11 protein-coding genes and 3 pseudogenes are annotated in these 13539 nt (G+C 66.6%); 6 read left to right on the plus strand and 8 right to left on the minus strand.

Annotation, left to right across the window (positions count from 1 at the left end):
• Nucleotides 1-6: 6 nt before the first annotated feature.
• Together ABQE89_RS07885 and ABQE89_RS07890 are read right to left on the minus strand one after the other, a co-directional pair.
• Nucleotides 7-831 (minus strand): alpha/beta fold hydrolase, encoded by an 825-nt coding sequence (locus tag ABQE89_RS07885; RefSeq protein ID WP_448415750.1) that lies wholly within the window; start codon nt 829-831, stop codon nt 7-9.
• Nucleotides 832-911: 80 nt separating this feature from the next.
• Complete coding sequence (locus ABQE89_RS07890; protein ID WP_448415751.1) at nt 912-1667, minus strand: FadR/GntR family transcriptional regulator; 756 nt, start codon at nt 1665-1667, stop codon at nt 912-914.
• Between the two features lie 86 nt (nt 1668-1753).
• On the opposite strand from ABQE89_RS07890, the gene ABQE89_RS07895 reads away from it, so the two are divergent.
• Genes ABQE89_RS07895 through ABQE89_RS07915 form a run of 5 tightly spaced genes read left to right on the plus strand, consistent with a single transcriptional unit; the run spans nt 1754 to nt 6979 of the window.
• On the plus strand, nt 1754-2968 hold the full coding sequence (locus ABQE89_RS07895) for a cytochrome P450 (RefSeq protein WP_448415752.1): 1215 nt from the start codon (nt 1754-1756) through the stop codon (nt 2966-2968).
• On the plus strand, nt 2965-4023 hold the full coding sequence (locus ABQE89_RS07900; protein ID WP_448415753.1) for an NAD(P)H-dependent amine dehydrogenase family protein: 1059 nt from the start codon (nt 2965-2967) through the stop codon (nt 4021-4023). The genes ABQE89_RS07895 and ABQE89_RS07900 overlap by 4 nt, the downstream gene beginning before the upstream one ends.
• Nucleotides 4007-5131: an ABC transporter substrate-binding protein gene (locus ABQE89_RS07905; protein WP_448415754.1), complete on the plus strand. Its 1125-nt coding sequence runs from the start codon at nt 4007-4009 to the stop codon at nt 5129-5131. Before ABQE89_RS07900 ends, ABQE89_RS07905 begins: the two co-directional genes overlap by 17 nt.
• Entirely contained in the window at nt 5128-6210 is a 1083-nt protein-coding gene (locus ABQE89_RS07910; RefSeq protein ID WP_448415755.1) for an NAD(P)H-dependent amine dehydrogenase family protein, read from the plus strand. Before ABQE89_RS07905 ends, ABQE89_RS07910 begins: the two co-directional genes overlap by 4 nt.
• Entirely contained in the window at nt 6203-6979 is a 777-nt protein-coding gene (locus ABQE89_RS07915) for an SDR family NAD(P)-dependent oxidoreductase (RefSeq protein ID WP_448415756.1), read from the plus strand. Before ABQE89_RS07910 ends, ABQE89_RS07915 begins: the two co-directional genes overlap by 8 nt.
• Nucleotides 6980-7084: 105 nt before the next feature.
• On the opposite strand, the gene ABQE89_RS07920 is transcribed toward ABQE89_RS07915, so the two are convergent.
• The 3 genes and pseudogenes from ABQE89_RS07920 to ABQE89_RS07930 form a co-directional block, all read right to left on the minus strand.
• A complete protein-coding gene (locus tag ABQE89_RS07920; protein WP_448415933.1) occupies nt 7085-8230 on the minus strand; it encodes a thiolase family protein in 1146 nt (381 codons plus the stop codon).
• 223 nt (nt 8231-8453) lie between these two features.
• A pseudogene (locus ABQE89_RS07925) lies at nt 8454-8576 on the minus strand (CoA transferase); the annotation flags it as partial.
• Nucleotides 8577-8590: 14 nt separating this feature from the next.
• Nucleotides 8591-9814 (minus strand): cytochrome P450, encoded by a 1224-nt coding sequence (locus ABQE89_RS07930; RefSeq protein WP_448415757.1) that lies wholly within the window; start codon nt 9812-9814, stop codon nt 8591-8593.
• Nucleotides 9815-9862: 48 nt separating this feature from the next.
• Here ABQE89_RS07930 and ABQE89_RS07935 point away from each other — a divergent pair.
• Nucleotides 9863-10279 (plus strand): annotated as a pseudogene (locus ABQE89_RS07935) (coniferyl aldehyde dehydrogenase); the annotation flags it as partial.
• Here the strand turns inward: ABQE89_RS07935 and ABQE89_RS07940 are convergent.
• The 3 genes and pseudogenes from ABQE89_RS07940 to ABQE89_RS07950 all read right to left on the minus strand — a co-directional run bounded on the left by ABQE89_RS07940 (nt 10240) and on the right by ABQE89_RS07950 (nt 13514).
• Complete coding sequence (locus ABQE89_RS07940) at nt 10240-11895, minus strand: medium-chain acyl-CoA ligase Mig (RefSeq protein ID WP_448415758.1); 1656 nt, start codon at nt 11893-11895, stop codon at nt 10240-10242. The pseudogene ABQE89_RS07935 and the gene ABQE89_RS07940 overlap by 40 nt on opposite strands.
• An 8-nt stretch (nt 11896-11903) precedes the next feature.
• Nucleotides 11904-12519: pseudogene (locus tag ABQE89_RS07945) on the minus strand (PaaI family thioesterase).
• Entirely contained in the window at nt 12516-13514 is a 999-nt protein-coding gene (locus ABQE89_RS07950; RefSeq protein WP_448415759.1) for an aromatic ring-hydroxylating oxygenase subunit alpha, read from the minus strand. Before ABQE89_RS07950 ends, ABQE89_RS07945 begins: the two are co-directional and overlap by 4 nt.
• Between the last annotated feature and the right edge of the window lie 25 nt (nt 13515-13539).

Raw genomic sequence — 13539 nt, forward strand, 5'->3', positions numbered from 1 at the left:
CGCCGGTTAGGACCGGATGAACTCGAGCAGGTCGGCGTTGATGGTGTCGGCGTGCGTCGTCGGCATCCCGTGCGGATAGCCGGGATACGTCTTGAGGCTGCCGTCGGATAGTAACGCCGCCGACCGCGGTCCGGCGTTGTCGTAGGGCACGACCTGATCGTCGTCACCATGCATGACCAGCACCGGAATGCTGATCGCCTGGAGATCTTCGGTGAAATCGGTCTGTGAGAACGCGACGATGCCGTCGTAATGCGCCTTGGCGGCGCCCATCATGCCTTGGCGCCACCAGTTTTGGATGACCGCCTCGGACGGTTCGACACCGGGCCGGTTGTAGCCGTAGAACGGGCCCGATGCCACCGCCCGGTAGAACTCCGACCGATTGGCCGCCAGCTGGGCCTGAAAGTCATCGAAGACCTCCTTGGGCTGGCCGCCGGGATTGGCGTCGGTCTTGACCATCAGCGGCGGCACCGCGCTGATCAGCACGGCCTTGGCGGCCCGGCCCTGGCCGTGGCGGGCCAGATAGCGCACCACCTCTCCGCCGCCCGTGGAGTGCCCGACATGCACCGCATCGCGCAGGTCCAGTTGCTCGACCACCGCGGCCAGGTCGTCGGCGTAGTGATCCATGTCGTGGCCGTATCCGACCTGTGTCGATCTGCCGTGCCCGCGGCGGTCATGGGCGATGACGCGATAGCCCCGCTCCACGAAGAACAACATCTGGGTGTCCCAGTCGTCGGCCGACAGTGGCCAGCCGTGACTGAACACGACGGGTTGGCCCGAACCCCAGTCCCTGACGAAGATCTCCACGCCGTCGCCAGTGGTGATGGTCGGCATACCAGCCCCTTCCGAAAAGTCGATGCGATCCGCGCAGTCGCCTACATCATCCCCCGCCGTGACATGTCGCGGCCACCGTCCTATCGCATGAGGTCGACCATGGTCGTGTCGCAGGCCCGCAGCATCTTGCGCGACAGATGGTCCATGTGTGCCCGCCAGTGTTTCTCGGCGCCGTCGGCGTCGGCGGCGCTGAGCAGCTCGAGCAGGCGCAGCTGCGAGCGTAGATCCCGGCGGCGGGTGGCCACGGCGGTGAGATTCTCGTCGGCGCGGCTGACGGCGATCAGCGCGTTGGCGAGGATCTCGTTGAGCGTTCCCGCGACGACGATCAGTGTCTTGTTGCCGGCCAGCGCCACGAGCGTTTCGTGAAATGCGTGATTCGCCAGGCCGAATGCGTCGTGGTCGTCGATCAACTCCCGTTCCCGGTCGACGAGCGACTGCAGTTGGGCGATGGCGGCCCGACGCCCGCGTCTGCGGGCCGCGATGGCTCGTGCCGCAGGAGGTTCGAGCAGGTAGCGCGCCTCGAAGACGTCGGCCAACGAGACGTTCTGTGAGCGCAGCAGCATCGCGGCGGTTCGCGCGGTCATTCGTTGGTCGGGTGCGCGCACGAACACGCCGCCGTGAACGCCGCGCACCACCTCGATCAGCCCTTCAGTCTCCAGAATCCGCAGCCCCTCGCGCAGCGAGGGACGAGATACCTTGAACTGCGCCACGAGGTCGGGTTCGCGCCCCAACGCAGTGCCGTTGGACAACTCGCCGCTGATGATCCGCGAACGCAGTTCGGCCGCAATCTGTTCGGGCTTCTCACCCGTGACAGTTCCGCGGTGGGCTGCGGTCACAGGAACTCCGACTTCATTCGCGAAAGATATAGATATTTCCAACCTAACATGTTCGAATACCCGTAGATATATCCGAAGGGAAACCGGTGAGCCAGACGACGACTCCGCGCGCGGACGCACCCGTCGAGAAATTCCAGTTCGTCAGCGAGGGTCGAACGCCGGACCTCGAGGCGACGACCCCGCAGCCGACCAATCACGCGCTGGCGCAGCAGGGTGTGGTCGCCATGGGGGGCCATGTCATGGTCAACAACCGCGATCTGGTCAACGCCACGCTGGGCGCTCCGGAGATCTTCTCCTCGGCCGATTTGGTCGAGCAGGGCAACACCAGACCGCTGATCCCCCTCGGGATCGACCCGCCCGATCACGCCAAGTACCGCAGGCTGCTCGACCCGATGTTCTCGCCGCGAAAGATGGACGCCCAGGAAGCCGACATCGCCGAGCGCGTCAACATGTTCATCGACACCTTCATCGAACGCGGATCGTGCAATTTCACCACCGAGTTCGCCGAACTGTTCCCCTCCTCGGTGTTTCTGGGCCTGATGGGCCTGCCGTGGGAAGAACTCGACACCCTGGTGCAGATGCGCGACGGCCTGCTGCACCCGGGCACCGACGACTCGACGCTGGACGAGAAACTCGAGATCCAGCGCCGCACAGCGCAACGGGTCTACCAGTATTTCGACGCCGTGCTCGACGAGCGGACCGCCGAACCGCGCGACGACCTGCTCACCGAACTGACCCGCTCCGACTGCGACGGCGAGCCGCTGTCGCGCGACGACATGCTCTCGATCTGTTTCGTGCTGCTCACCGCCGGTCTCGACACGGTGACCGACACCCTGACCTGTTTCTGGGCTCACCTGGCCCAGAATCCGGAGAACAGAAGGCAGATCGCCGCCGACCCGGACGTCATTGCGCGAGCGGTAGAAGAGCTCCTGCGGTGGGAAACCCCGGTGCCGTGGGTCGTGCGCTGGGCCAGGGAGCAACGCCAATTCGGCGAGCACATGTTGGCAGCGGGTCATCACGTGCTCGTCAACCTCAGTGCGGCCAACGTCGACCCCGCGGTGTTCCCCAACCCGCTGCAGGTCGACTTCGACCGTCGCGGCAACCGCCACCTAGCATTCGGCGGCGGCCCGCACCGCTGCCTGGGGTCGCACCTCGCACGTCGCGAACTTCGCATCGCCCTGCGGGAATGGCATCGACGCATTCCCGAGTACACGCTGAGTCCCGGGTACGAGGTGCGCTACCGTCCGCCGCTGCGCTTCGTGCCCGACCTCCAGCTCTCGTGGGCGTCGGCCGACGCATGACGCCCACCAAGGTGGTGCAGTGGGCCACCGGAGCGACGGGAAGCCTTGCGCTGCGGGCGGTCATCGACGCCGACGACCTCGAACTGGTCGGTGTGCGAGTCTACGAGCCGGCGAAGGTGGGCAGGGACGCCGGCGAACTCGTCGGCGGGCAGCCCACCGGCGTGGCGGCGACCGACAGCAGGGACGACGTGCTGGCCGCGGGCGCAGATGTGGTGCTCTACATGGGCAACGCCGAGAAGCACCCAGACGAATGCCTTGCCGATGTCGTCGAGCTGTTGGCCTCCGGCGCCGACGTCATCGCCACCGGTAGCTCGTTCGTCGACACCTACGCGGTCGACGCGGCACGGGGGCGCACGATCGATGCGGCATGTAGAACCGGCGGCAGTTCGTTTCTCGGTGTGGGCTTGTTTCCCGGCTTCTGGGGCGAGGTGTTCGCACCCGTGTTGTCTCGACTGTCGTATCGGTGCGACGAGATCGTGGTGCGCGAACTGCTGTCCTATGCCGGGTATCCCAGTCGAGACATGCTCGTCGACGTGATGGGCTACGGTCTGCCCCCGGATTCGCAGGTCCCGTTCCTGAGCGATCCGGCCCGCGCAGGCGGGGCGTTTCTGGGAACGGCGTCGGTCATCGCCAAGGCGCTCGGCGCGAATGTGGTGAGCAGTAAATCATTTCGTGAGACAGCTGTCACCGACGAAGACCTCCACGTTGCGGCGGGCACCATCGGGTCGGGCACGGTCGGCGCGATGAAGCTGGGGGTGCGTGCCGACTGCGGCGACTTCGCGATCGTCGTCGAGCACGTCACGTGGATGAGCCCCGAGGTGGCGCCCGAGTGGACCGGTGCCGAGGGGTACGAGATCGAGTTCGGCGGGGCGCCTACCCTCCGATGCAACCTCGTGTTGGGAACGCGAGGCGAAGACCACACTGAGATGGGTTGTCTGGCAACAGCCATGCACGCGGTACACGCCATCCCGGTGGTGCGAAACGCACCACCGGGAGTTCTCGACCTCGCCGACGTGCCCGGATTCGTAGGAGATGTCCATGGGTTCAGCAAGTGACGTGACACCGGCTCGGATCGGGCTGCTCTTCGACTACTTGGACGAGGAGGGCGGTTACGACGAGAACATCCTGCCGGTGTTGCAACTGGTGGCCGACGAGTTCCTCGAGCAGGGCATCCTGGAGCGTCCGGTCGAATTCGTCGTCCGCGCCGTGCAGGGCCTGCCCAAGGGTTCGTTTCGCGCCGTTCGCAACGCGTTCTTCGAGTTGGTCGAGGAAGATGCGCAGGTGATCTTCGGCCCATGGGTCTCCGAGAACGGCGCGGTCCTGGGCCGTTACGTGGACGACCTCGCCGAGGTTCCGTGCATCACGATGGCGGCCACCGAAACCATGCTGGGCGAATGGGTTTTCGGGCTGCCCAACGGTTCGATGGAGGAAGAACCGATCATCATGGCGACGGTCGCGGCACTCGACGGCTGCCGCACGGTGGGCATCGCCTTCGAGGATTCGCTGATCGGTGCCGAGTACCTGCGGACCACCAGGGTGGCGTGCGCGGAAGCGGGGCTGACCATCACCAAGGAGGTCCCGATCCCGCAGGTGCAGACCGAGAAGCGAACGGCCATGGCGGCGTTGGCCGCCGACAATCCCGACGGCCTGATCCACGTCGGGTTCGGTCTCGGCATCCCCGGGATGAACGACGCGCTGCAGGAGGTCGGTTGGACGCCGCCGCGCTACACCACCACCGCGTTCGAGTTCGCCTCGACCAACGCGTGGTGGCGTGAGCAACTGGCTGGTTGGACCGGGCTGGACCAGTACGACGAACGCAACCAGACAGGACAACAGTTCCTGGACCGCTTCGAGGCCCGGCACGGCCGACGGCCCGAATACTTCTTTCCGGTGTACTGCTATGACGTCGGTAGGCTGATGATGTTGGCGCTGGCCGGCGCCAGACCGCTGACCGGCCTGGGGGTCAAGCAGGCGCTGGAGAAGATCAAGATGATTCCCGCGGCGTCCGGTGCGCCGGGTACCCGCATGCGCTTCGGCAGGTACATCCGGCACGGATGGATGGGCAGCGAGTTCCTGGTGGCGCGACGGGTGCTGCCGGACGCCTCGGGCATCGTGCTGCACGGCACGGTCGAAGGACTGGTCGAATCACCGGCGCTGTCATGACGATCCGGGTGATCCAGTGGGCCACCGGTTCGGTCGGGATGGCGCAATTGCAGGAGATCATCGACCGCCCCGATCTCGAACTGGCGGGGCTCTACGTGTACTCGGCGTCGAAAGTCGGCGTGGACGCGGGCGAACTCGTCGGGCGGGGACCGACGGGCGTGCTGGCGACCAACGATGCGTCGACGATCCTGGCGACCGACGCCGACGTCGTGCTGCACGCCGCGAGCAAGGCCTTTCCCGACAACACCAACACCGACGACATCGTGGCGCTGCTCGCATCGGGCAAGAACGTCATCACCACCACGTCGTACAACCATCTGCCGACGTTCGGTGCCGACGCCGACGAACGGGTGCGTCGCGCCTGCGCCGAGGCGGGCACGCGATTTCACGCGGCGGGGGAGCACCCCGGCTTCATGTTCGAGCGGTTGGCGGCATCGGTCACCGCGTTGTCGCAGCGCGTCGACAAGATCACCGTGCAGGAATTCGTCGACTGCCGGGCAGTGTCGGCGCGCGAGATGCTGGTCGACCTGATGGGCATGGGTAAGCCCCCCGAGGAGATCTCGGTCGACTCGGCGATGTTCCGCGCCATTTCGGTTCAATACGAACAGTCGTTGGCCGCGACGGCCGATGTGCTCGGGCTGCGCGTCGACGAGATCCGCCGCGAGATCCAGACTGCCACCTTGCCCTACGACGTCGAGGTCTCCTGCGCCACGATTGCGGCGGGTTCGGTTGTCGGTCAGATTCTGTCCTGGACCGCCTACCGGGACGGCGATCCGGTCCTGGCCGCCGAGGAGTACTGGACCGTCAGCGACGACATCCCCGGCTGGAACATCGACCTGGACGGGCAGTTCCTCGTGCGCGTTCTCGTCGACGGCGCTCCGCCGGTGCGGGTGGAACTGACCATCGAAAACGATCCCACCGAACTCGACGGCGTCGCGGGTGGCCAACTCGCCGTGGCGATGACGGCCGTGCGGGCCATCCCATACGTGCTGGCGGCGCCGCCGGGTGTGGTGGTGCCGCAGGTTTTCGGCGCCTACCAGTGGCCGGAATCTTCGGCAGAGGTTGTGCAGCGTGCGTGATCCCCGTGAACTTTTCGACCTGACCGGCCGCGTCGCGGTCGTCACCGGATCGACACGACGGCTGGGACGCGCCATCGCCGAGGGTCTTTCGCGCATGGGCGCGTCGGTGGTGGTGACGAGCCGAAACCAGGGGCAATGTGATCAGGCCGCGCAGGAGATCAGCGGTGCGACCGGCGGGGCCGTCCGGGGACTGGCCTGCCATGTCGGTGACTGGGACGCGGTGCCGGCGTTCGTCGACGAGGTGGTCGACACCTTCGGCCGGATCGACGTTTTGGTGAACAACGCGGGTATCAACCCAGAGCCGCGGAGTGTCGGCACGGTGTCATTGGACCTCTGGCGCGACATCTTCAACGTCAACCTCGAGGGTGCCCTGCGGATGAGCCAGTGCGTGGCGCCGGTCATGCGCGACGGAGGCGGCGGCAGCATCGTCAACATCGGGACGATGGAAGCCTATGCGTGCACGCCGATCTCGGTGGCCTACGGCGCGTCCAAGGCGGCGCTTCGGCATTTGACGGTGGCGATGTCCAACGAATGGGCGGCGTGGAAGGTTCGGGTCAACATTCTCAGCCCCGGGCCCTTCGCGACCGAGATGATCACCGCTGTGGAGGAACACCAGCCGGGGGTGCTGGCGATGCTGGCGGGTTTGACTGCGCAGAAGCGGATCGCCGACGTCGACGAGATCGTCGGCCCGGTACTGTACCTCGCCAGCGACGCGTCCTCATTTGTCACCGGCGACGATCTCACGGTGAACGGCGGAATGCGCAAGTAGCCGTCGGCTTTCTCCGGCGAGCAGACGCAAAGGTGGCGCGACACGCCGTGTAACGCCTGACTTTGCGTCTGCTCGCGGGGAATAGGCGGTAAAAGGGGAGCGGGCTCAGGTTGTCAGGATCGTGGCCGCGGCGGTGCCCGGCGCGCCGTAGAGCTGAGCGAAGCCGACCTTCGGTTCGCCGGGGACCTGCCGGTCGCCGGCCTCGCCGCGCAACTGGCGCACCAACTCGTGGATCTGACGCAGTCCCGACGCCCCGATCGGTTCACCGTTGGCGATCAGCCCGCCGTCGGTGTTGACCGGCAAGGCGCCACCGATCTCGGTTGCGCCGTCGGCCAGCAGCTTCTCCTGTTCGCCGTCGGCGCAGAACCCGCACTCGGCCATGTGGATGATCTCCGCGCCGGCGTCGGTGTCCTGCAACTGGATCACGTCGACGTCTTGTGGTGCCACACCGGCCTTTTCGAACGCGGCGCGTGCCGCGTACACCGTGGGTGCCACGTCCTCCTCGACCGGGGCGAATGTCGTGTTCACCTCGTAGGCGCCGTAGCGGCGCGTGCGAACCTCCACCGCCCGCAGGTACACCGGTTTGGAGGTGTAGCGGTGGGCGAGATCCGCACGACACATGACCACCGCGGCGGCGCCCTCGTCGGGTGCGCAGAACATGTACTGGGTGAGCGGGTAGTTCAGCATCGCCGAGTTGAGGATCTGCTCCTCCGACATCGGCTTGCGCCGGAAAGCGTTCGGATTCAGGGCGCCGTTGCGGAAGTTCTTGGCGGCCACCTTCGCCAGCGTCTGCTGGGAGATGCCGTGGTCGTGCAGGTACTTGTTGGCCTTCATCCCGAAGAACTGGGTGGTGAGGTACTGGCCGTTCTCCGCGTACCAGGCGGGCATCCCCACCAGTGCCGGGTCCTCGGTGAACGCGCCACGGGGATGTTTGTCCAGGCCCACCGCGATGCCGATGTCGTAGTCGCCCAGTCGGATTCCGTCGGCGCAGGCCTTGGCGGCGCTGGCCGCCGTCGCGCAGGCGTTGAACACGTTGGTGAACGGGATGCCCGACAGCCCGACCATGCCCACGATGGCGTCCGGATTGGCGACCGTCCAACTGCCGCCGGTGGCGAACCCGACGTCATTCCATCCGACCCCCGCGTCGGCGACCGCGGCGAAAATGGCGTCGACGCCCATCTCCATCGCGGTCTTACCCTCGAAGCGACCGAACGGATGCAGACCGACTCCGATGATGGCGACGTCGTTCACCACGACAGTTCCTCCCTGGCCGGTGGGTGATCGGACGAAAAATCCATCCTAACTGTAACTCTTACAGTAGCCTAGTCGGCGTGGTCTCGGAGATCGCCGGTGCGTTCGCGATGAAACAGCGCCGCGGAGATCCGCCCGCGATGTTCATCCCGCCGATCGAGTCACCGAACGCCGGAATACCTTGCGTCAACGCCCTACCCAACGCCTCGGGGGCGAGTGCGTGCCGGGTGTAGCCGCGCACCGGGTGCTCGACCTTGATGACGTCTGCGCCCCAGTCGGCGAGGATGGCCCCCGCCGCGGGTACGAACGTGAACTGCGCGACTTCGAGAACGCGAACGCCCGCCATCACCTTGGGCAATTTCACCCCTTCTTGTCGTGGCTCTCGACGGGCTCGAACGTCACGGGCAGGGCAGTCGGAGAGCGGAAAGGCTGACCGTAGATGTGCGGGTTCTCGTCGGTGACGAGCGTGATGTTGCCGAGCCTGTCCAGCAGGCACTCGAGCGCCACCCGCGTCTCCATGCGGGCCAGATGCAGACCCATACAGGTGTGCTCACCGGCGGCAAAGGAGATGTGTGGCACTCGTTTACGGTGGATGTCGAAGTCCCCGGAGCGCTCCCAGCGCCGCTCGTCGCGGTTCGCCGATCCGATGCACACGTCGATCACCGCGCCCTTGGGAATCGCGACGCCGGCCAGTTCGGTGGCCTCGGTCGCGGAGCGCTGCACGGTGGTCAGCGGCGTCTCGAACCGCAGCCCCTCCTCGATGGCCGGTGCGAGGAGTTCCCGGTCGTTCTGCAGGGCCTGAAACTGGTCGGGGTGGGTCAGCAACAAGAACAGCAGGTTGCCCGACGACCGGTAGGTGGTTTCCAGCCCGGCGGGCAGCAGCAGTCGCAGGAAGGAGTAGATGGCCTCGTCAGTGAGCTTCTCGCCGTTGATCTCCGAGGTGACCAGGTCGCCGATGATGTCTTCGGTCGGCTGTGATCGGCGAAGTTCGATCTGCTCGAGGAAGTAGTCCTTCAGCGCGTCGGAGGCCTCGAACGCGCGCTTGTAGTTGATGTGGTAGCTGATCAATTCCACCGCGCGCTTGCGGAACCACGGCAGATCCTCTTCTGGCAGGCCCAACAGCCTGGAGATGACGCGGGTCGGGAACTCGAGGGTGAAGTCGCGCACCAGATCGCCGTGGCCGTCCTCGACGAACTCGTCGACCAGCGCGTTGACCACCGGCCGGACGATCTCTGGCTCCCAGCGCTGAAGCGACCTCGACTTGAACGCCGCGGAGACCAGGTTGCGATGGTCCCAGTGCTGTTTGCCCTCCATCGCCAGGATCGACGGGCCGATGAACAGCCCGATGGTCGAGTCGTAGATCTGGGAATTGAAGGCCCGCCCATCCCGGAACACCCTGTTGACCGCATCGAACGACACCGCGGCGTACATGTTTTCCGGCATCGCCTGCGGCGCCGTGGACCAGTCCATGACGCTGCCCTGGAACACGCCGCCCTCGCGCCGTTTCTGCGCGAACATCGGATACGGGTCGCGAAGGAGGTCGAAGGCCTCTTCGGAGGCGACGCCCTGAACGGGACTTTCCACCGGTTTCTCCAGCCGTTCGGTCGTTCCTGCGAGTAGTACTGTAAATCTTACAGTAGACTATCCTGGTCCGCTGACGATGAGTACGGGGCAACGCGATGCGCTCGTCCGGCACCCCTGCCGCTGGTCGCCTACCGGTTCGGGCCCGACGACGACTTGCGCCGCTTCGTGCGCACCACCCGCAGCTGCGGAGTGGCACGCAATGACTTTGCCGCTCAGATGATTCCGTCCAGTGCACCGTTCGGCGGCGTCGGCCGCAACGGGATGGGCGCCTACCACGGCAAGGCCGGCCTCGACGCGGTCAGCCACCACCGCACGGTCGTCGGCACGGATCTGCCGTTCACGATCACCGGCCGCGCCGCCCCGCCAGTCCGCGCGACCACCGCGCTCGGTCTGCGGATGGCGGGCAACCGGTCTGAGCGACGGGCTCAGGCCTCGCTGATCGCCTGCTCGCGCGCCCACCGGTAGTCGGCCTTGCCCGCCGGGCTGCGCACGATGTTCGGCCGGAACACGACGGCCTTGGGCAGTTTGTAGCGGGCGATCGACTTCGCGGCGTGGTCGATGAGCTCCGCAGTGTCGACCTCGGCGCCGTCGACGAGGGCCACCACCGCGACGACCTCCTGTCCCCAGCGCTCGCTGGGCCGGCCGGACACCACCACGTCGGCCACGGCGGGATGCGACAGCAGCGCGGTCTCGACCTCTTCGACGAAGATCTTCTCGCCGCCGGAGTTGATGGTCACCGAGTCGCGTCCGAGCAGTTCGATGGAGCCGTCGGCGAGGTGACGTGCGCGGTCGCCGGGAATCGCGTACCGCATGCCGTCGATGACCGGAAACGTCTTGGCGGTCTTGTCGGCGTCGCCCTTATAGCCCAACGGCACGTAGCCCCGCTGGGCCAGCCAGCCGATGCCGTCGTGGCCGGGCGCCAGGATCGCGGTGAGGTCTTCGGCGGCCACGAACGTGTCCGGTCCGGCGTTGAACGTGCCCGTCGACACCGCACCGGGGGCCGACATGTGGTTCATCTGGATCCCGGTTTCCGACGAGCCCACCCCGTCCATGACGATCAGGCCCGGTTTGACGTCGATCAGCCGTTGTTTGGCGGTGGGGGTGAGCAGCGCTCCACCGTTGGCCACCACGGCGAGCGAAGACAGGTCGGCTGAACCGCTTTCGATGGCGTCGGCGATCGGGCGCGCCATCGCGTCGCCGACCACCTGCACCGCCAGCACCTTCTCGCGCTCGATCGTGCGCACCACCTCGTCGGCGTCGAGTCGGTTCGGTGTCGCGGAGAACACCACGGTCTGCCCGGTGGTCATCGCGGTCATCACGCTCCACTGCGCGGCGCCGTGCATCAGTGGCGGCAGGGTCAGGATCTTGGTGCCGGGGTTCTCGGTGACCCGCTGCCCGATCTGCTCGTAGGAGGTGGCGAGTTCGCCGGTGGCCATGTTCCTGCCGCCGAACGACGTCATGAAGATGTCGTGCTGACGCCACAGCACGCCCTTGGGCATGCCCGTGGTGCCGCCGGTGTAGAGCACGTAGAGGTCGTCGGGTGACGGCTGCACCGGCGGCGGGTCGGCTGGGCCCGTCGACACGATGGGCTCGTAGTCGACCGCGCCGTGCACGAGGTCGTTGCCCGAATCGTCGGCGATCTGGATCAGCACCCGCAACCGCGGCAGATCCGGCAGCACCTCGTTGACCTGTTGGGCGAACGCCGCGTGGTAGATCAGTGCGGTGGCGCCGGAATCGGCGAGCAGGTAGGCCAGTTCGTTCTTGACGTAGCGGTAGTTGACGTTGAACGGCGCGACGCGGGCCCGCCAGGAACCGAGCATCGCCTCGATGTACTCGGGGCCGTTGTAGGCGTAGATGCCCAGTAGGTCCTGGCCCACCTCGTGGCCGGCCAGGTCAGCGCGTTCGGTGTGGCAGCCCAGACCGCGGCCGTGCAGGTAGGCCGCCAGCCGGTTGGAGCGCGCGACGACCGTGGCGTACGAGTAGCGCCGGTCGCCCTGGACGACGAAATCCCGGTCGCCGATGGCGGCCACCACGGTGTCGGCGGCACCCGGGACGGTGAACTGAGTTGGCGGTTCGGACATCTTGCCTCTCAGGGCTGGTGCGGGAGCAGTTTGATCATCAGACCATTGGCCTCGGATAGTACGTTGCCGTCGGCGTCGGTCATCACCGCCCTGATGAACAGTTTGCGCCCGTCGACGGAGTCGATCCACGCCCGCGCGAGAAGCGGTTCGTCGGTGGGGGTGACCTTGCGGTAGTCGACGTGAAGGTAGGCGGTGCGGCTGTCGGGTCGCCCCGCGGCGGACACGACCATGCCGAAGTGAAAGTCAATAGAACAGCGGTATCACCCCGCCGTGCACCGCACCGTTGCCACCGACGTGGAATCGGGTGAAGTGGCCCCGCATCGTCACCGCATCGGGGCCGGACTCGGTCACCTCCCACGGTGGCGCGAGGGGATGTCCGTGGCCCGGAAGGTTCAGGGCGCGGCCCGCCGGTGCGACGCCTGCGGGCGCCCTGTGCTCCTCCAGACGCGCGCAGACCTTTTCGAGCAGCGCGGCGGAGTCGTCCCGCACGCCGTCGTCGGGGTCGGTGGCCACGACGATGTCCTGCAGCCTGCGCATCGCGGTCATGAACCGCGCCAGCTGCGGTGTCGCCACCGTCGGTGTGACCCTGGCGAACTCGCGGATGTCGTCGTCGGCCCCGGTCATACCGTCGCGGGCACGTCGTAGAACTGCTGCGCCCACTTGCGCAGGGCCATATACGGTTTGGCGTCCACCTTCGACAGCGCCGGGTTCTCGATGTACTCCTGGTAGCGCCAGATCTCGAGGTCGTCCCACACCGTGCCGAGGAACTGGCGTTCGACCTGCTGCCGAACCTCCTCGGGTGGGACGTCGGAGGTGTCGCCGGGCAGGCGCGGCCACCAGATCGAATAGAACATATCCGAGTAGCCGTCCTCGACCGGTGTGCAGGCGAAGATCAGACGGTGGTTCGACGATCCCTCGAACGCGCTGATCGCGAACCCGAGGCCGGAGAAGTGGCTGTGGATGTAGAGGGCCATCTCGTTGGGGTCGTGGCTGCGCACGTCGGGCCAGCCGGTGAGGAACCGCCACTCCTCGTCGACGGCCTCCCAGTTCAGACACACCGGCGTGACCGTGGCGCGATGGACATAGTGGAAGTGCGCGCTGTCGGGACCGTTCTCGGCGACGATCTGCGGATGCACCGGCTCGCGTTCGGCGCGGCGCGAAAACTCCGGGTACGGCCGGTAATACGCGTCTTCGTCGGTGGGGAACTGCGGGAATTTGTGGAACAGGTCCGGCAACTCCCACTTCGGTTCCTCGCCGCCGGGATGGTGCCAGACGAACACAGCGCCGTACTGCTCGACCACCGGGTAGACCCGCAGTCGCAGCGCCTTGTTGGGCCGGTCGGGCTGATAGGGGATGTAGCGGTTGGTGCCGTCCGGACCCCAGCGCCACCCGTGGAACGGGCATTCGACACAGTCGCCGACGACCTTGCCGCCGTGGCCGATGTGAGCGCCCAGGTGCCGGCAGTGGGCCGAGAGCACATGCAGTTCGCCCGAGTCGTCGCGGTAGGCGACGAGGTCCTCGCCGAAGTACCGCAGCGGCCGGACCTCGCTCTGCGGAAACTCCGCCGACCAGCCCACCATGAACCACCCGGTGACCTTCCAGGTGAACGGAACCTTCACGCCGGCAACCTCCTCGACCGGTACA

It is taken from the genome of Mycolicibacterium sp. XJ1819, assembly GCF_053483675.1.